The organism is Ferrimicrobium sp. (assembly GCF_027364955.1).
Lineage (GTDB): Bacteria > Actinomycetota > Acidimicrobiia > Acidimicrobiales > Acidimicrobiaceae > Ferrimicrobium.
The window spans coordinates 166,726-185,010 of record NZ_DAHXOI010000002.1 but is presented as its reverse complement, the minus strand read 5'-3'; the positions used below and the strand labels follow the sequence as shown (position 1 = coordinate 185,010).

Annotated in this window: 14 protein-coding genes; 6 read left to right on the top strand and 8 right to left on the bottom strand. The window is 56.0% G+C overall.

Going from position 1 to position 18,285, the window contains the following annotated elements:
* Window positions 1-33 precede the first annotated feature (33 nt).
* Window positions 34-732, bottom strand: a complete 699-nt coding sequence (locus M7Q83_RS02590; protein WP_298335064.1) for a hypothetical protein — start codon at window positions 730-732, stop codon at window positions 34-36.
* A 49-nt stretch (window positions 733-781) separates the two neighbouring features.
* On the opposite strand from M7Q83_RS02590, the gene M7Q83_RS02585 reads away from it, so the two are divergent.
* Complete coding sequence (locus M7Q83_RS02585) at window positions 782-1,420, top strand: hypothetical protein (protein ID WP_298335062.1); 639 nt, start codon at window positions 782-784, stop codon at window positions 1,418-1,420.
* Window positions 1,421-1,459: 39 nt separating this feature from the next.
* On the opposite strand, the gene M7Q83_RS02580 is transcribed toward M7Q83_RS02585, so the two are convergent.
* The 6 genes from M7Q83_RS02580 to M7Q83_RS02555 all read right to left on the bottom strand — a co-directional run bounded on the left by M7Q83_RS02580 (window position 1,460) and on the right by M7Q83_RS02555 (window position 10,266).
* On the bottom strand, window positions 1,460-2,257 hold the full coding sequence (locus M7Q83_RS02580; protein WP_298335060.1) for a sigma-70 family RNA polymerase sigma factor: 798 nt from the start codon (window positions 2,255-2,257) through the stop codon (window positions 1,460-1,462).
* A 74-nt stretch (window positions 2,258-2,331) separates the two neighbouring features.
* The gene (locus tag M7Q83_RS02575) at window positions 2,332-2,808 is read right to left on the bottom strand and encodes a hypothetical protein (RefSeq protein ID WP_298335058.1); all 477 of its coding nucleotides are present in this window, start codon (window positions 2,806-2,808) and stop codon (window positions 2,332-2,334) included.
* The gene (locus M7Q83_RS02570; RefSeq protein WP_298335056.1) at window positions 2,792-5,194 is read right to left on the bottom strand and encodes a type IV secretory system conjugative DNA transfer family protein; all 2,403 of its coding nucleotides are present in this window, start codon (window positions 5,192-5,194) and stop codon (window positions 2,792-2,794) included. Before M7Q83_RS02570 ends, M7Q83_RS02575 begins: the two co-directional genes overlap by 17 nt.
* Entirely contained in the window at window positions 5,191-7,566 is a 2,376-nt protein-coding gene (locus tag M7Q83_RS02565; protein ID WP_298335054.1) for a hypothetical protein, read from the bottom strand. The genes M7Q83_RS02570 and M7Q83_RS02565 overlap by 4 nt, the downstream gene beginning before the upstream one ends.
* On the bottom strand, window positions 7,563-8,627 hold the full coding sequence (locus tag M7Q83_RS02560; RefSeq protein ID WP_298335052.1) for a hypothetical protein: 1,065 nt from the start codon (window positions 8,625-8,627) through the stop codon (window positions 7,563-7,565). Before M7Q83_RS02560 ends, M7Q83_RS02565 begins: the two co-directional genes overlap by 4 nt.
* The gene (locus tag M7Q83_RS02555; RefSeq protein WP_298335050.1) at window positions 8,620-10,266 is read right to left on the bottom strand and encodes a hypothetical protein; all 1,647 of its coding nucleotides are present in this window, start codon (window positions 10,264-10,266) and stop codon (window positions 8,620-8,622) included. Before M7Q83_RS02555 ends, M7Q83_RS02560 begins: the two co-directional genes overlap by 8 nt.
* A 130-nt stretch (window positions 10,267-10,396) precedes the next feature.
* Between M7Q83_RS02555 and M7Q83_RS02550 the strand changes: the two genes are divergently transcribed.
* From M7Q83_RS02550 to M7Q83_RS02530, 5 genes are all read left to right on the top strand, one after another.
* Window positions 10,397-13,024, top strand: a complete 2,628-nt coding sequence (locus M7Q83_RS02550) for an SCO6880 family protein (RefSeq protein ID WP_298335048.1) — start codon at window positions 10,397-10,399, stop codon at window positions 13,022-13,024.
* Between the two features lie 82 nt (window positions 13,025-13,106).
* Entirely contained in the window at window positions 13,107-13,379 is a 273-nt protein-coding gene (locus M7Q83_RS02545; protein ID WP_298335046.1) for a hypothetical protein, read from the top strand.
* Between the two features lie 98 nt (window positions 13,380-13,477).
* On the top strand, window positions 13,478-15,292 hold the full coding sequence (locus M7Q83_RS02540) for a hypothetical protein (protein WP_298335044.1): 1,815 nt from the start codon (window positions 13,478-13,480) through the stop codon (window positions 15,290-15,292).
* Complete coding sequence (locus tag M7Q83_RS02535; protein ID WP_298335042.1) at window positions 15,292-15,876, top strand: hypothetical protein; 585 nt, start codon at window positions 15,292-15,294, stop codon at window positions 15,874-15,876. The genes M7Q83_RS02540 and M7Q83_RS02535 overlap by 1 nt, the downstream gene beginning before the upstream one ends.
* A gap of 9 nt (window positions 15,877-15,885) precedes the next feature.
* The gene (locus tag M7Q83_RS02530; RefSeq protein WP_298335040.1) at window positions 15,886-17,130 is read left to right on the top strand and encodes a hypothetical protein; all 1,245 of its coding nucleotides are present in this window, start codon (window positions 15,886-15,888) and stop codon (window positions 17,128-17,130) included.
* Window positions 17,131-17,453: 323 nt separating this feature from the next.
* Here M7Q83_RS02530 and M7Q83_RS02525 read toward each other — a convergent pair whose 3' ends face one another.
* On the bottom strand, window positions 17,454-18,065 hold the full coding sequence (locus tag M7Q83_RS02525; RefSeq protein ID WP_298335038.1) for a cysteine hydrolase family protein: 612 nt from the start codon (window positions 18,063-18,065) through the stop codon (window positions 17,454-17,456).
* Window positions 18,066-18,285 lie beyond the last annotated feature (220 nt).

Sequence of the window (18,285 nt, the reverse complement as noted above, 5' to 3'; positions counted from 1 at the left end):
CTCCACTGGAATTCCTCACCACAGTGTACGACCCTACCAAGGGCTTTCCGTGTCGTCGAGGTCACCCGCATCTGGCAATCTGTCGTCGGGGGAGCTCGCTGGAGTCGCACACATGACGGGTGACTCTGGTGGGGCTAAGCCTTCCCATTCGGTGACACGGTGCAAGAGGTTGGGGATCCAGGTGTGCACATACTCTCCACCATCGTGATGGATGTAGGCGTAGTTCTCATCGCCCTCTGAGTCAACCTTGATTTCACAGTGTGACAGCAACTCGCGTACATCTTCGACGATGCGATCCAACAGGCTGAGGAAATCCAGGTGTGCCCGCGGATCGGCCTTAAACCGAGTCTCTTCATAGTTCTTGCGCCCCTGATAAAGCATCACCACTCGATCGACGACATCCATGTGCAACATCCAACACGGTTTGGACAACATGAACCTCCACTTGCCCTCAATCCATGCGTAGGTACTCACGAACCGGTGTAGCTCCTCCCAGGACACTCTCTTTTTGGGATCCAGCACTCGAAGTTGGGCATACAGCCTCTCCTTCCCGTACCGCCAGTACCAGTCTTCGGCGTTGTTGTGCTCTAGAGAGATCGTGACGTGCTCGATTCCTGCGCGATACTGCTCCTCATCATCTTTGATATCGGGATCGAGAGTGGGCAGGTCATCCCTTGGAAACCGCGCTACTGGTATCTGTACTATCTTGCCATGTGAAAAATCTTGTGCCATTACCCATGTATATGCACCGCGCGGAGCATATACATCATGTGAAGAGCTAGTGACAAGTGAAAGGAGGGCCGGAGCTGCTGCGATCGATGATCGCGATGCCAAAGGCTTCGGTGTGAATGAGATGGACGGACCAGCAACAGTCAGCGAACTCTTGAGCCTGCTCGGATCAGGTCTTACCCCTCACGATTTGGCCGAGAGCATGAGCAATCCTCTCTGGTACCTGTCGAGGCTGCCAATCGAGACCGACATCGCGGTGGCTATTGGCAGTTTGCGCTCCCTGCGCAACCGTGCACACAGAGAGATCCAGCGTGGGCTCATTGACGAGTTCATCGACCCGCCGGACCCGTCGGATGCCGAGAGACGAGAGTTTGTACTTGAGCAGATGCGCCGATTCATTCCACCCGAGACCAATGCAGATATCCTTGCCAAGATCATCCATGCCTACGCTTATGGGATCGAGGATGGTATCGCCTTCACGGCCACCCCTGGCGAAGGTGACGAACCCGCGGTAGCAGTAACCACAAGTGGTCCCGATCGTAGCTTGGGGGAGATCCAAAGTCACGACCAGGCCTCTGGGGCAGTGCCAGCCATGGCTGATGCTGGCGATGAGGGGATGGACCTCGCCCAACCGGTCAACCCCGCGACTACACCAGACAGACCAAGGTACCGCAGGCACCGGCGGCTATAGCCAGCTCGGCTATAGCCAGCTATGGGCGACCCTAGCTGCTCAAGCAGTTGCAGAGAGGGTTTGTGCCAACAGCGAACGCAGCGTCTCTGGAGTCGGGGCGCTGGACTCTGTATAGCGAACGAGAAATTGCGTTGCGAGCAGTTGGCGTTCAAGCGTATAGACACGAACAACGCTCAGCCCTAACATCCTGGCCACGCTTGGCCGACTCAAGTCCTGCAAGAATCGTAGCTCAAAGACACGGTAGTGTATAGGACTAACCTGTGCCCTGACCTCGGTGAGGATCTGCTCAATGTCAACCCGAGTGGTTGCCCACTCGTCGAACGCTGGGGCGTCAGAGTATTTACCGGTGAGTGAGTCGTACACCTCAGGGAAATTGCTCATGCAGGTGACGGAACAACCACCAAACGTGCGGACCCGTTCAATTTCGACGAGGTTGACTTGTGGGTATGAGCGGTGGATCTCCTCGTTAGATTGGGACCAGTCGACGTGTCCTTTGACAGCATCGCGCTGGAACCGTGCGATAGCCCTTGGTGGGGCCAATGAATCGGCTGTTTGGGAATCGGCGAGCACGAGCTGATTGATGATTGCAGTTCGGAAATAGGTTTTGAGCAAATGCGGATAGGCAATTGTGTCATAGCGCTGTGCGGCTTTGTAAACGCCAATCCATGCTTCTTGTAAGAGGTCATCAGCATAGCGCACACTCCCGTGAGTGAACTGCCACACGGCATACTCCACCATGGGTTTCAGAATCTCCATAAGTTCCGGGAAAGACTCTTGATCCCCAGCTTGTAGTGATTGAATTAGCGCGATTGCCTCATCGTCACATGCAGTTCCCATACCATACCTCGTGATGCCTCACAGTATCTATCGGTATGAGAGTATGCGTTACTTAAACAGAGGACATACGAAACCTATATAAGACCGCTATCAAGAAGGATCCGGAAGAGTGCATGAATAGCCCCCTTAACCTCTGCGATACTCTCTGAATATGAGATCGTGGATTCAGCCGCGGCATCAACACCATCCGCGTTCCACGCGGCGGTCGCGACCCACCTCGATAGGATGGCGTCAGGGTCGCGCAGTCGCGCAAGAATCTGAGGCTGATTCACCCAAGCGAGAACGTTGACCCCCATCAGCTGGCACAGGGCGAGGAACTCCTCGTCGAAGATCGGATCCAAATACTCATCATCTGGCATCGGTGTCTTTAGCAAGAGGGTACGAGTAGCAGCCTCGGTCTCGGCTAAGAGCGGGTCAATCTCGCCGAGTAAGTCGGTCATCCCAAGTTGTTCAGCTACCCGTCGCTGCGATACAAGAGATCCTCGTAGTGCTAGGAAGGTCAGCGGTGCCTCGATCGCTGTGAATTGGTTGTCCTCAGGCGTCAGTGTCATCGGGTACCTCTCTAAATAGGATGTCCATATCCTCGTCGTTGGCGGTCCAGCGTTTGCCGGCGTTGTCGATCATCTGCTGTCGTAGCCGTGCCAACTTGTCACCACGGTTGTGTGGGGTATTCACTTGGGATGTAGGCGTGTTTTCCAGACGTCGGGCGGGTCGCATATCCATATCCGCCGGTGGTGTAGGTCCAGGCGCAGATGTAGGCTTGCTGTCGCTAGGACGGAGGTCTTGGACTGCCTCTCCCCGGTGCCTTCTCGTTCGCGGCTCCGATTCTTCGCTGTCTTCTTGTGATGTTTTGGGCCCTCCTTTGTCGCCCAGTCCGAGATTTGCGCTGATCTCCACTTGGAGAGGATGGAGGCTGAGTCCATTGGATTCGAGGGTGAGGTCATGAATTGCACGCCAACTGAGGGACCGGTTGGTACCGTGGAAAGGGAAGCTGGACCCTTCATCACCCAGTGATTGTCCCCATTCTCGGGACCACTTGAGTGCCTTGAAAGGGTGTGCGCTCCAAACGCGTGCAGGCTCACCTGCCCAGTGGAATGTCTTGACAAGTATCGGGTCTGAGTTTGGCAGCTTCAGGTAAATCCAACCCCGGGGCATGTTGGCAATTCGGTTTGGGTCGATAGCGGCCTCTGTGGAGTCACTACGCCCAGTGATGTTGCCGCTCTTGTCATAGCTCGACACCTGGACTGTGCTGCGTCCCGCGAGTTCGGAGAACATCTCTAGGTCTTCCCTAGCTTTGGAACCGCCAAAGGTCGCGATGACGTTGGCACTCGAGATGATCTCTTTACCCTTACCCTCACCATAGAGCGTGATCAATTGGCGCAGGTTTTGCACCACCGCAACAGTAGTGATGCCGTTACCTCCACCCTCGGACATGTAGGTGCTGAGATTGGGGAGGGGAGCGATGTTGGCGATCTCATCGAGTATGAGGGCAAGCCCTGGATCGCATCGACTCATGCGACTCGCTCGTCTTCGTGCTGCGGCTGCGACTTCGTTCACCACAAGGCTGAAGAACTTGGCGAGATCGGTGGAATCCTCACTGCGCGATATGAGATACAGCGTTCCAGATTCAGCCAAGAATGTCTCAGGGTCAAACACCGGCTGATCCCAGCGGGTAGAAAAGACGGCGGCCACCTGGGGGTCGTTGAGCTTTCCTAAGGCAACGGCGATCATGCCGGTGATTGTCTGGGCAAACTCGGTATTGCCAGCGTTGCCCTGGAAGGTCTGAGCGACGCTTGCAACGTATGATCCAGCATGTACTCCTCTCCCGTTTGGGATGTTGGCTTTGAGGAACTCCGTCACCGTATCGACCTTCTCCTTTGTCCGGGTCCACTCGAGATTCGCGAATTTCTTCAGCATGTCGATGTGGTGGGTCTTTGGGTCGTCGCTTCCAAGGCTCGGTTTTGCCGATGCGATGTCCTTGCCAAGAAATTCCACCTGGGCGTATCGCCAGGCGAAGCCGATCAACAAGAGACACGCGAAGATCTGTTTCGTTGCATTCTCCCAGACCGGTTGGTTCGAGTCGCCAGCGACTGCGGCAAAGATAGCGGCCCTTCGTTCAGCTGACTCTACGAGGGAGTCGAGTTCCTCATTGTAGAACCAGCAGATGTCATAGCTGATCGGCTGTACTCCCTCCGGGATCTGCACCCCTGGCAGGGTGAGCACATAGATGTGATCCGAGACACGCCGGCGCGCGAGCAGGGTTGCCCGGATCACCTCTACACGGGTACTGGTCGTGATGATAGGACCCAGCCATTGTGACACCCAAGGGATCACAAACCCCATGGTCTTGCCTGATCGTGCCTCTCCTGCGAGGAGCATCGAGAGTTCGGAGGAGATTGCGATCGGGTCCTCGGGGTTATCGCGTGCGTAACCGAGCATGAAACCGTAGCTGTCTAAGCATCGCTCGCCAACGGGTATTGTCGTTCCACTGGGGTGGACCTGGTCTTGTTGGACGACCTCGGCTGGGCTGAAGGGCTTGTACTTGCGCGAGTCAAAGGGCAACCACCTCGCCGGATCATCGGATCTCTTGTCAAGGGCGGACCGAGAGCCAAAGAGTTTGGAACCCGATCCAACTGATTGGAAGAGGTGAATACCCACGAGCAGGCTCACCATCCCCGCACCAAAGACGAGAAGAGCTATCGCTGTGGCGCTCACCCGCCAGAGCAGGGGATTGGGGAGCAGCTGGTGTGTTCGATAGACCACGCTAGAGTGCACCAGCCACAGAGTCGCCAAGAACTTGGCAAATGTCATATCCACCGGTCCCCAGATTGCGCTCACGGCTTTCATGGCGACCCACAGTCCCGCGACGAGAGATAAGCCAAGTCCGCCAAGGACTACGACTGCTGGCACGCCACTTTCGTGATTGGTTGCGCTCACACCTGCTCCTTCCCAAGCATTGCTGCGATCGCGTTGAGATGTTCTCGTAGGACTCCCTCAGCACCTGGACTCAACAGATCGAGCGTCACATCCAGGACGTCCTTGATGATCTGCTCAAGCCGGATGCCATCGGTGCTTCGCATCCGCGGATCCAGGGCACCCAGGCTCAGTAGAGATTGAGAATAGCCAGGACGGAACGTATTGATGACAAAGTGTGTGAGCAGATCGGCGATGTCGGGGCGAGTCTCTGTTGGGGAGAGAAGTTCTTGGAGCCAGAGCACATCACAGCGAACGTTTGATAACATCCACCCGCTAGCGTCGCCGCTCAAAGCATCGCCAAAGATGCGCTCGAGCTTGGCGATGAGATCCTTTCCACGCTCACTATCGGGTCCAGCCCACTGTCCAAGTAAGTCTCGCGATGGCACTGGTTCGATACGCATGATGAGCGTGGTAATCATGTTCACGAGCGCCAACCAGTCGCTGACTTCGAGAGTGGATCCCCCGAGCCGTTCCCCAATCCAAGTGCGTGCCATGTCAGCCAGCAGTGGGACATCGTAGATCACCGGCAGCACAGGACCCTGCACATAATCGGCATCTGTGTGGATGACGTCCTCATCTGTTGGTTCGAGTTCTGAGTCCACGTTCAGTTCGATAGTCACGCCAAGACTGGGGATGGTATAGAACATTGAGGCCCCATCCTGGCCGACCTCACAGTCGTTGTAGACGGTACCCAACACCCGCTCCAGGCGAACCGCAGCCAATGCAGCATGGTCACGCCCGACGTGAAAGGAACGTGTGGATCCCGAAGCCACTGGCACTAGCTTCCAGGCAGTATGGTTACCAGCATCCCCAAGCCGAGTAATCCCAACCGGCACCCAAACAATCGCCGACAGATCGGCCTCGCGACTTGCGCTACTCGTGATATCAACAATCCACGAGACAGTCCGACAGCGCCTCACGCCTGCTTGAACCGCCAGTGGCACCATCGTGGGCGAGAACCGATCAACATGGACCGCTAGCGGTTCTCGGAGCTCAGTGACTAGCAAGGCTTGATCGCTCGCGTAGTAGGCATAGACGTATCGGATCTGGTCCGTAGCGCTCAAGCGGCGGGTGAGCTTCATCGACTCGACAAGTCCTGCGATGACGGGGTCATTCTCAACCGAGGCATAGAGTGCCTCTGTCTCCCGATCGACCTGGGTGGCCACATCTAGACCCGTAGTATCGTCACCAGTCTCAACATCACCAGTCTCAACATCACCTAGCTCGTCACCATCACTGGGCTCAAGGTCCACGATTGTGGGCTCGAGTGCAACAGCCTCAATGGTCTGAGAAAATAGAACCTCTTGGGACCCAGGCGTACCCACCTCTCGGATATCCTGGTCCACCTCGTCATCACTCTCGACCAAACAAGGGCCATCGTTTACGAGTGTGATATCTTCCTCATCTCCTGGTGCATCTGGTTCCAGCTCAAGAGCTCGCAAGTCAGTCTCGTCATCGAACAGGACCTCGGGCTCGGTGCCCTCTGTGGGTTCCGCTGCTACCTCGGGTTCGGTGCACTCTGTGGGCTCGGCGTCCTCTTCCTCGTCATCAGATGACTCGTTGTCTGGGGTGTCATCACCTAGTTCGTCGTCAGTTGCGACGCCGGGTGTCCCAGATGTTGGCTCTGGCGCGATGACCTCATTGTTGGGCACCGACGCCTCGTTCCAATCAGTAAAGATCTTGGCCTTAACGAGCTCAGGTGCGACGTCACCCGTCCAGTGCGGGTCTCGTTCGGGGTTAACTGGACGAAAGCGTGATGCTGGCTCAATGGTCGCATCGGTGGTGTGTGACTTGTGGATGTTGCCGTTCTCGAGCGTTACCTCCAGGGATGTTGAGAAGGTGCGACGCATGTCGGCCTCCGCTCCACTGTTGTGAAAAAACTCGCGCATCATCTTGCGCGTCTCACCGTCAACGCCGAGCCGATACCCTAATTCAGCAGCGAAGCTGGGTTGATTCGCCTGTTGCCAGTCGTGGGCTCGTGCATCTTGGTCCATGTTGGCGTTCGCGTCCACAACCTGCTGGGCGATTGCCGGAGCGATCCCTCTGTCTCGGATATCGCGGTAGACGCTAACTGCAGTCTCATCCATATCGGACTCAATGAGCGTGTCTACTTGATCTCGAACCAGCATCCACACAATAAGCGCGCCGATGGCGAGAGCTAGGCACTCGAGGCCGATGACGCTATATCCATGGTGGCCCAAGAGCACCGAGGCCACAGCTGGTGGTAGATCATTCACCACCGTGGTGGTGACGCTGGGAACTGCAATCATTACAAGAATGGTGATTGTCGCCGCGATGATCGCATTTCGATAGAGCCGCAGATAGTAGGTCATGAGGATCCTTTGGTAGTGTTGGGGATGAAGCCACTATGGACCGCAATCCGATATAGGTGTTCTGAGTCAATGTTGGGCAACAAGAGGCGTAGCTGGGCCTCGAGTTCCTCTAGGTTCTGTGGTGGCTCTCCTCCGAGCAGATGAGGGATCGCTGCAACAAACGTACGTATTCGCTCACCGATGTTTAGAGTTGAGCCAGATGCGCGCAGTCGTGTCATCGCGTACTCAACCAGCTCGGCCGCCTCGACCTCGGCAGCCTCATCAGAGCTCATGCCTGGTGGGCCAAGACGATCGGGATTCGTGGTGAAGAAGGCGACCGTATTACGTTCGCGTCGCAGGGATCTTCCCGCCATGGAGATCGATTGATTCACCATGTTGAAGGTCCAATTCGAGAGCGAAGTTCTGCGTTGGGGTTGATAGATCGCGAGCTGTTCAAGGGTGCGCAATGTGACATCCTGAGAGATGTCCTCTACTGCACCCGGGTCAATCTGGTTGATCACCACGCGATACCAAACCTGATGGTAGATCACGTTCCCTATCCAGTTCTGTAATATCTCTACCTCTTTGGACTCCTTGGCAAGTCTCCACTCACAGAGGGCGTACAGGGAGCGGTAGGCATCCAATGGGTTACGGTATAGCCGCGCAGTTATCTGAGGAGGGTGCATCTGCAGTACTCTGACTGCGAAGGGATTCTGGGCTTGTTGTAGCGTCCGAACCCGGTCAATAAGACTGGGTGGCAATGATGAACCAGCAAGGAATGCGTCGAGGCCCCGCGCCGCACGAGAACGCTGCAGTACCTCAACGCCGGGGGCACAGCGCTCAACCCCAAATGCACTCCAGAACATGTCTCGATCCGAGGCACAGATCGAGGTCCCACATTGTGCCTCAATCGCGGCAAACAGATCATCCGCAATGACCCGCCCGAGCCTCGTGAATTCGGGTTCTAGAAGGGAATCGAGTAACAATGTGATGTACTGTGGGCGATAGTATGAGGCGGTATCGTGTCGTGTTGCCAAGGCGTGAGCGACTTTGGAGATATCGAGCCAGAGGTCTTCAGTCATCGATTCTCTCCCTGATGAGATCCAGGTAGTACCGAGTCGATACGTCGGGGATGATTTGTGCGCCCACCGTGTCGAGGACATAGGCGATCTTGTGGATTCGAGTATCGAGCTGGACGAGAGGAGCTTGGAGAACGTGCTTTTCTAGCCAGAAGACAATGTTTGGAGCACCAAAGAGATCCGAGACGAGGGAGGGCGTGTTGAGGTGCAAGAGCTGGTCGAGAAAGGTCTCATCCGCCACTAGCGTCCCTGCCTCGCACATCATCTCGAAGCGAAGCAGAATTCCGGCCAATAGCTGTACAACTACGCTATGGAACTCAAGCTCCCCAAGGAGTGCTTGACGTGTGGGCCATAGATAGCCAAACAACTCGTCTGGGTGCATGGGAGGTTCCGAGATGGCTGTTAACGCCATGTCAAGGAGAGCAAGACTCGTTAGAGGATCTCGCGAGATCCCCAACTCATCTAGGACAATCGCGACCAGTGTCAGCGGGGTTAAGGTAGCGGGGTCGACTCCATCGAGTATCTGCTCCCAATCGAGAGCGTCTGAGTCTAAGGCTGTGACTGACATATCGTCTGGGTCCGCGTCCCATTGATCGGACTCAATGAGCTCGTCGAGGTAGTTCTCGGCGTAGATAGCTACAGATGCAGAATCGTCGTTGCCCTTGAGCTCGCCAATGCCGGCCATCGGTCCAGGGTGGACTGAGCCCTCTAGCTCCTGAGCCTCGGCGTCGTTTTCGGCTGCGTCCGCATCCTCATCCTCGAGGCCCTCGCTGTCGATGCCCTCGCTCTCAATAATCATCGCAACTGCGGAGTCATAGAGGATCTCGATCAGCTCGTCCGTGGCGATATCGCCCTCGGCGAAGAGTGTGTCAAGAATTGCCACGCGCAGCTCATCGGTGTCGTGGCCGAGTAGTCGATGAGCTTGGCCAACGCTGAGTAGTTCACCAACGCATGCCGCTCCCAAAAGGGCCAGTGTCTCTTGAGTCTGTCCACTCCTCTGTAACTCCTCTGCGGCGTAGGTCACAATCTGATCGAGGGGGATCACTCCTTCACCGGTGCGCTGTTGCACCTCGATGCCTACTCGCTGGATTTGGGTAATGCGGGAGAACACACTTTGGGGGAGGAGGTCATTGAGGAGAGGGAGCTGATCATGAGCAATTGAAAGTGGGGCCAACCATGCGGGCAGGTCGTATCCTCCAGCAGGGGAGTCGCTGCGATAGGGGGGCAACGATACCCAAGAGATGCTCGGTTGGCCAAGGACTGGCCAAAGGTTGGGGAATGCGCTAGCGTCGCGGACAAAGAGGTAGCAGATGTTGCCGTGTCGAAGAATTGGGACGCTAACCGTGTCCTTGATGTGTCCAAGCACGCTGCTACCTTCGGTCGCCACCGTGAAGTTGGTTTGGATGACCAGTCGTGGACTGACAGACAATTGCGAGGCTTGGTTTGTCGAACCGGAACGTCCTATCTCTTTGAGCGTGTCACCCGCTAGTAGGTGGGGGTCCAAAGCACAGCCGCTGTCACCACAGGCACACAAACCGTTGGCCCGTATGTAGGCAAAAGCGACGGGATAACCCAGGTTTTGGTAGAAGCGGTATAGCTCCTCTACCAGTGACCCCAAGTCATCTACTCGAAATATTGGCATGTCAGCCACAAAATCACCTCGCTACCCAACTAAATAGGCCACTTTTGTGCCTATGTATATAGGTATGGCCACAAAATTTCCAAGACGCAGATCCCCAACATGGATCCCGTTCATCCGAAACCACTCCGTATTGACCGCGATCATCGTCGTCTTACTCATCCCTGTGGTGCACAATCTCGCCCTTGAGCTGGTGATCGGTGGCACTCTGATCATTGGCAACAGTGTCCCGATTCGCCACCATATTGTTACTGAGTGGATTACGATTCTGATTCACAAGCGAGCTTCTTGGTTCACATCATTGTTCTCATGGACCCGCACCTCATCGACCAAGACCCGAATCGCAAACCAAGTCGTTGAGATGGATCTGGGTATTTTTGGAACAGTGTCTATCAGCCGTCTCAACCAGACCGAGGGTGTCTTGTGGTATGACGACAAGAAAGGAACGAGGTCTGCATGGCTGGGTGTGTGGCTAATCCCATCCAGCAGCCACCTACTGCTCCTCTCAGATGCGGAACAACACAATGTGCTCGCCCAGTGGGGGCGCCTATTGGCCAGCCTGGCGGGACAGTCGGTGAGGCGGATGCAGTTCTTGACCGACGTCGTGGTCACCGCTGCTGTCGGTCCCAAGGAGATCCTCCGGCGCCTCATTGAGGAGAACCCAGATCTCGATCAGGGGTTGGTCACAAGGTATCGAGAGGTAGCCGAGCGTGTTGGCGATCAGGTCTATGACCGGCGAAGCTACCTCGTCACTGAGTTGTCAAAGATTGCTTCGGGCGAGACCGAAGCGCTCAAGTCGATGATTGACCAGATCGATCGGACCATCAAGGGCGTGGTGTCCGCGGCCCGATTGCTCGACTCGGATGAGCTGATCGAGGTTATCAGTGGAGCACAGAACCCCGATACCGCATTTTTGCGCCTGTTGCTCGGTTACTACGCGCCCGATCTGAACTCTCTTGTGCCGGTGCAGTACAACTTGGCATCGTCTACGACTGATATGGTTTTGCCCTATCACGTCTCGCGCACCTATGTGATCAACAACTTCCCCCAGATGTATGTCCCTGAGACCTGGCAGCTCAACCTATTGGGGAGCATCCCAGCAAACGTGGCTAGGTACGCGATCTCCTACACATGGACGGTGGGTGACCCAACGATGGCGCTTCGCCAGGCCGAACGCGAAGCCAACAAGGTCGAGATGGAGACGTTGAACCGGGCATCTGGGCGCGGTACTCAACGCATCATGTCGCGCGAGTATGCGGAGATGGAGGCTGCCCGCCAGACCGAGGCCGACCTCACGACCGGCGAGGCAATCCTCAGAGGGATTGGAACCATCACCATCACCGCTGATAGTTCAGCGATCATCGATGAGGCCGAGACCTGGTTGTACCGACAGGCGGGCATGTCCTATCTGAGCCTTAGACGAGCGGACTGGCGACATGACGAGGGTTGGGCTACCTCACTGCCACTGGCGATCATCCCTCCATATTTTGAAACCCACACCATCTCGACCCGACAGGCTCAGTCACTGTACCAGGCCCAAATCGCCTCGCCACTGCAGGTGCCTGGCATTCTTCTTGGACGCGATGATCTCTCTGGTGCTCCATTCTCGTGGGATCCCTTTGAACTCTATGCACGCCAGATCATCACCTCGCCGATTGCGATCGTTCTTGGTCAGGTTGGAACCGGTAAGTCGACCTTCTCGAAACTGCTGGCACTCCGGGGCGCAGGTGTGCATGGGTATGGATTCTTCGCGCTTGACCCGAAGGGTGAATACGCCGATACCGCACGCGAGCTGGACTTGCCCTACCTCATGCTCGCACCGGGCCAGACCCGGATTAACCCATTGGATCTTGACACTCCAAGTGCGAAGGCGACCATGCTATCGATCTTGGCAGCCTCGGTCATGGACCGTAACCTAAGTCCTGACGAAGCAGCAGCGATCGACAAGACAGCGGAGTTATTGGGCCAAGGTGCGACGTTAGCCGACGCGATCGATGTGCTTCGCGCGGTGCCACCGGAGCTGGTCTATGCGATGGGTACACCAACCAAGGCCGAGGCGATTCAGCGCCTGATCCCCGTGATAGCAGGACTACAACGATATCTAGGATCAGGCCAGCTCGGAGGACTCTTTGATGGTGAGACCTCCGTCACCGTGAACCCCAAAGGGATGATCATCAATCTGTCTGAGGTGTTCCGTGAGCCAGCTCTCTTTAAGCCAGTGTCAAATGTCGTGGCATTCTGGCTTCGCAACGCGATTTCCCACCTTGAGCAGCGATCATTCCTGATCGTTGACGAGGGTTGGGCAATCCTTGACAACCTAGCCGCGTTCTTACAGACAACCACGAAGCTCTCACGCTCCTACGGTGTCTCACTCGTGCTCACCATGCACGGGCTCTCAGACGTGCTAGGAGCTGCGAACACCGGTACTGCGACAGCGGGCAAGCTACAGACGATTATCGATGCGGTGCAATCAGCGTTCATCTTCTCAAACTCTGGTAACGAGATCGGGGTGATCGGTGAGACCTTTACACTCACGAACGCTGAGAAGAGCATTCTCAACTTAGAAGAGACATCGGGCAACTATCGAGGCCTCTTCCTCAGCCTGATAGGGAACCACCACTATCTCTGTCGAAGCGTGCTCGCGACCGCGGATTCAGAGACCACCAACACCGACCAGAACATGACGGCTGCGCTTGGGACACGACAGGGAGCTAAGCGAAACATCCTCGCGTCCGAGAAGATCTTTTCGCCATGGGAGTAGTCCGTGCATATACATACGGTAGCGCTCGGAATTTATCGCGAAAACCGGCCTATATAAGTTCCTTAGGAAGAAAGGAAGTGACATGACCTCCATCATGGCAACGATTATCGGAGCACTACCAGGGACCGGACAGATCACCACCATCATGTCCTCAATTCAGACGTTTCTCAATAGTTTCGTGCTGATCTTGGGCCCGGTGGTGTTTCTATTTGGACTGGTGGCACATGGTCTTGGCTCCACGCACAACTCTCAAGGGATGTCCCAGTGGGGTACGCGTGCGATGAAGGCTGGGGCTGGAATCGTTATCGGGGCAGTGCTCTTGAACGTGCTCTTCAGTGTGCTAAAGGGTCTCTAAGCAGAGTCGAGGAGCACAGTGGGGTAGTGCATCGACTCCTCCTAGCACGACAAGATAAGGCAAGACAAGATTAGGCACGATAAGGAGGACGCGAGTCCGTGGGTTCACTCATCACCAGCGTCATTATGGGCATCTTCAATGCAATTGGGGCTGCCCTCGCGGGAGCATTTCTGGCTGAACTCAAGCTAGTCCAGAGCTTTGCGGCTAATGACAACCTGCCATTTGGTGGCAACTTCGAGCATCTCCTTGGCTTCAACGCGATTGTCATCCCGGGCATCGCAATGCTGGTGTTTCTGGTGTGGTTAGTTGGCAAGGGCCTGACCGGAGGGAACTCCAAGGCCAGCACGGAGGATATGCTCAAGCGAGTCATCGGTGCCCTAGTGGTGTCGTTCGCCCTCAGCCTTATCGTCAACCCGATCCAGAGCCTGATCGGTGCGATGGACTCGGCACTTATGAACGTAGCGGGTGCGAGTGCACATGGTCTCTCGACTACCTTCGCAATGATTGCGACCACCAGTGCTATTGGAGGAATCGAGGACTCGATCTTCGTGTCGATCGTCATTCTTGTAGTCGGACTCATCCTCGCGGGAATTCTGATCCTGATGCTGATTCTCGCTCACGCAGTGGTCTACCTACTCATCTACTTTGCGCCGTACCTGACGCTATTTCGCAAGGATGGCTTTCGTGAAGCGGTCGAGGGGGTAACCGCTGCCTTGGCCATGCCCTTCATCATCACCTCAATCCTGGCCGTCGGCATCGCTATGATGGGCGCGACCAACGGCGCCCTGGGTGTCCAACCTATCACCGGCACCTTAACTGGTTCGATCGGTGGCCAAACGATTACTCAAGCGATCTCGTTGACGAGCGCTACCACGTCTACCAATGCCATCACTTACTTCTCCGACGCACTCGGCGGGCTTCTCATTCTCGGAGCTGCGGTGTTTCTTCCCAAGTTCATTCTGTCAATGGCGTTCCAAGCGGGTAACGCTATACATGACGCCTTCCGCTCTGGTCATCAACAGCTTGCCAGCACCGCTACGGCTGCCGCGAAACCAGCAGCGGGTGGCAAACTACACCAGCTAGCACAGAAGGCATCCTCAAAGCTGAGTGGTAGTAGCCAGGGGGATGTCTCAACAAGCCCACCCGGTGCCAACACCCGAACTTCGCCCGGAAGATCCAGCCTCCAGGACGCGGCAATGATAGGGAGCAAGTCGCCATCGGTCAGCCCGACCTCCCCCGAGAGTGTACCAATAGCCCAACCTACGAGTCCAGGATCAAATACGGGTACGCGAAGTGATTCAGCGTCTGCGCTGAGTGATGTGTCGGCACCACCGGCACCACCGAGGGCTAGTGCTACCGACTCACCCAATACAGACCCACCAAACGGAGACCCACCAAATACAGACCCACCCCTGTCGGAGGTGACACCTGATGTATCCACGGGTGAACCCCCGATCGCAACCGATCCCAACGAGGTCGATGCAGTAGTTGGAGCCGCAGCGCTCGCTAATGCCCGAGCTCAGGGAGCAGCCAGTGCCGCAAAGGATAAGGGAAGCGAAAAGGTGGAGTCAAAGCCTTTACGCGAAAGGGCAGCTCATGCCTTTGTGGATCACTACAAGGGTACCGCGAAGGCGATACCGAACATGGTTGTTGGGGCCTCTGGTGTCAGTCCTGAGCACCCTGTCCAAACTGGGATCAACCTGCGCTCATCATGGCGAACCGCTAAGCGAGAGAGCATCCATCAGGTCAAGGACCAACGGGCGATTGCCGAACAAAAGCAAGCAGCAGCAAAGGCACGCTCCTCGAAGGGAGATGAGCGCCCAGCCATGGACGAGACCCCACCAGTACAGGAGCCCGAACCGAGGCAGACCCCACCGGTCCAAGAACCCCCGACTAGTCCGGAGGCTGAGTAATGTTTCTGCGTCGGGCACAACCCTGTCCCGTGGTCCCTGCGGGGAAGCACCACTTCGAAGTTATTGTTGTCACCGACGACGCAACAGATCTGGTTCGAAAGGTGGTGCGTGCCCGCAGGACCAGCAGTGTGGTTGAGGTGTTTGTGACCACGGAGTCTGGTCATGACGCACGATGGCGGATAATCACCACTGACTCAAAGGCCGACCTGGACTGGCTCGGTGTCCCTTGGCCCCATGCTCATCCGCTCTCACTCAAGATGCGAAGTCGGGGTAGTTACGCCAAGACATTGAGGGGTACCTGGCGAGTGGGGATGCAGCTGATCCCCGTTGCCCATGAAGGGACCGAGCGTACCAAGTTGATCGGCTATCGCGGCATTGCGGGGATAAGCATATGGAGCCGGGCCGAAGACTTGGTAATGGGCTTTGCCCTCGAGGTTTCGGCACCGAGGGATGGCACCTTGATATGCCAGCGTGCTCTCCTCAACACGGCGGCACAAATCGGTGTTCGGTGTGAGGTTGCCTCAGATCCGGGTTTTGCCATGCTTGCCGAGAGCCTGTCGCGGTTGGATATTGCCCACGGGTAGGAGGTTTGTATGGCGCTGCCGGTGGCAACAACAGTTGCGAAGAAAGTAGGAGGGGCCAAGCTCGCCAAGATCATCGTCTTGGCTTGCCTTGGCTTCATCACGGCCATGGTGATGGTATCAACAATGTTCGTCGCTGCGGTGGCTACCTACTTGTATGGCACCCCTTGCAATGTGGCCCTGCTCGGTGGAGAGCTAGGCTGTAGCGCTGGTGGTTCCTCCTCTACGTCGACTGGATCTCTCTCGATCACCATTTCGTCACAGCAGCCAGCAGAGAGCGCTTATGCGTTGTCACACATTCCGAATAGGCAGACCAACCCCAGCGTCGTGACCTTTCCAATTCTCTATGCGGCCGCTACCGAGAATGGAGTGTGCAAACTGCCATGGACATTCTTGGCCGGGGTAACAAATCAGGAGTCGACCTTCGGTACCAGCACCAGTCCAGGTGTGCGCAGTGGTGCCAATGGTGCGGGAGCAGCGGGACCATTCCAGTTTGAACCAGCAACGTTCGCCTCCTACACAGCTCCAGTGCCGAACTTTGTCGGTGCGCTCCGCCCACCATCTGTCTACGATGCTGTAGATGCTACCTTTGCCGCCGCACGTCTACTCTGCTCGAACGGAATCCTGACCAACCCTGAGCTGGCACTGTGGACCTATAACGCGGGGATGAATGGTGTTCAGGTCATCATGGCCCACGGACAGCCCATCCAGTACGTCTTTAACGACGCACTCTTCTTGCACAGTTCTGACAATCCGCTTACCTACGTCAAGAGCGTTCTCGCCCACGCCAAACTCTACGCCGGGTCGAACACTGGATCAGGGTCCTCCATCCCAGTGAATATCGAAATTCCAACGTTCTCAACCTCAGCAGTGGGGGATACCCGTCTACGCCTAGCAGCATGGATGGCGGTTCTTGGGTCAGGCGGGAGTTGCGAACAGCTCGTCAACGTCGCATGCCCCAACGTGATACCGACAATACTGGCACGCCAAGGGATCACGCTGTCTGCTCAACCATCGCAAATGAGGCAGGAGCTAGCCAGTGCAACCACCCCCGAGCAGGGTGATATCATACTCTTCAAAGGGGCTACTGCGAACTACGGTGTAGTTGCCTCAGTAGGATCCCGAGTTCTTGGCCCATCCACGGTCGCTGTCGTTAGTGCCAACAGTGTTACCATCATCGCCATGAATGCCCTAATCAAGGTCGGCGCCCATGTTGGCTCATCAACGATCAGCTACGTTGGGGATCCGCTTCAGTGAGGATACGAGCAGTGGTGTGCTCATCCAAGTGAAGAGGAGGGGGTTCCGCTTGTTGAGCAGCTATAGCGTGCTACCGTGATCTTGGGTGCGATCTTCGCCTCGCCTGTTAGGTGTAACCAGTGCTGAGCTTTGGCTGTTGGCAGAAATTGTCGATCGACCTCCGAGTCAACAGACACAGCCCAGGTGTCTCGTGTTCGTAAGCGATGTTGAGAACGTCACGCCCATCGCAAATGTTAGCAACGACTATCAGTGGATTGGTGTTCACGTTCTAAGGGTACGCGTATCGGTCTAAAGAAACGCGTGACCCGTCGCCATTACGCGATCTAAGACCGAGCTATCTCGGTACTGGCCACGACATTCGACCTTTCCAGGTCCATACCGTTGCGTACTGCGTCTACCCATTCGCGGGTCGTGCTAACTGCTGCAAAGCGCGACTGCAGCACAAGCAGTACAGCCCGGTGGAGTTCTTCTGCACCCAGCGAACCCTGTTGATTGGCCATCGCCAAGGTGCCAGTTGCGTCAGAGAGGAACTCGACCGTCAAACCGTGGTGCAAGGCGTCACGGGCAGTAGATTCGTCGCAGTTTTGTGTCATATAGCCGACGATGACGATGGTGTCGATGGCATGAGTCTCCAGCCACATAGCAAGGTCAGTACCGACAAAAGCAGACGGCAATGTCTTTTCCACGTGATGGTCGCAGCTGCGGCTCGTTACGACCTCATGCAACGCATAACCGTTGCTCCCTTTGGCAAAAATTGGTGAGGTCTCTGGGGCCACCTGCTGGACGACCACGATTGGCATACCTAATTCCGCAGCGGTGTCCATCGCGATGCCAATGTTGGCCAAGCTGACGCTTAACTTGGGATACGAGATAGGGAGATTTCCTGATATGTACTCGTTCTGAACATCAATTACCACTAGTGCGCGTGTGGCCATGGTTGCTCATACTAACGACTGTGTATAGCTACCCCGTCCGCTGAGGGGTATCCCCGCTTGCGATAGCGGCCTTGAGTTATGATGTTGTTCGTGGATGAATGATGCTTGGTCCCCTTCGATATTCTGAGACACCCAACCATCGAAGGCGATGCAAAAACTCTGGCTCTCCTGACATGGATGTGGATGAAATCACCGTCTCGTAGGGCAACTGCAAGCCAGT